Origin of the sequence: Burkholderia sp. Tr-862, assembly GCF_011753085.1 — a bacterium.
Classification (GTDB): Bacteria; Pseudomonadota; Gammaproteobacteria; order Burkholderiales; family Burkholderiaceae; genus Burkholderia; species Burkholderia ambifaria.
This window is the reverse complement of record NZ_VWWG01000401.1, coordinates 1-749: the sequence shown is the minus strand read 5'-3', so window position 1 is coordinate 749 and position 749 is coordinate 1. Positions and strand designations below refer to the sequence as shown.

The following is a 749-nucleotide window of genomic DNA, read 5'->3' as shown; positions in this document are numbered from 1 at the left end:
GGCGCGGGCAAGTCGACGCTGTTCGGCGTGATTGCCGGCGCGACGCGGCCGACGCGCGGGCGCGTCGTGCTGCACGGCGTCGAGCTGCGCGGACGCGGGCCGGTCGTCGCGAGCCGGCTCGGCATCGGCCGCAGTTTCCAGCAGACGAGTGCGTTCGCGCGGCTCTCCGTGTTCGACAACCTGCGCTGCGCGGCACTGCATGCGCCGGACGAGCGGCGGCGCTGGTGGAACCGGCTGCGCGAATCGGCGTCGGTCGATCGCGCGGCCGCGCGCGTGCTGCACGACATCGGCCTTGATGCGCGGCGCGACGCGCCGGCCGGCGAACTCGGCTACGCGGAACAGCGCGCGCTCGATCTCGGCATCGCGCTCGCGAGCGGCGCGCGCACGCTGCTGCTCGACGAACCGACGGCCGGCATGAACCGCGACCAGGCGGCGCGGATGATCGCGCTGATTCGCGCGACGACGCAGGGCCGCACGGTGCTGATGATCGAGCACGACATGGATGCGGTGTTCGGCTTCGCCGAGCGCGTCACGGTGCTGGTGCGCGGCGCGGTGGTCGCGACCGGTGCGCCCGACGCGATCCGCGCGGACCCGGCCGTGCGCACCGCCTATCTCGGCGACGGCGCATGAGCGCGCTGCTCGACATTCGCGGCCTGCGCGCGTGGTACGGGATGCAGCCGGTGCTCGACGGCGTCGATCTCGCGCTCGCGCCGGGCGAGACGCTCGCGCTGCTCGGCCGCAACGGCTCA

Annotated in this window: 1 protein-coding gene and 1 pseudogene; both read left to right on the top strand. The window is 74.5% G+C overall.

Annotated elements, in window-relative coordinates:
• Window positions 1-630, top strand: a 630-nt coding sequence (locus F3J14_RS35135) for an ATP-binding cassette domain-containing protein (protein WP_166726781.1), incomplete at its 5' end; no start/stop codon positions are given.
• Window positions 627-749, top strand: a pseudogene (locus tag F3J14_RS35130) (ABC transporter ATP-binding protein); the annotation flags it as partial. The gene F3J14_RS35135 and the pseudogene F3J14_RS35130, both read left to right, overlap by 4 nt.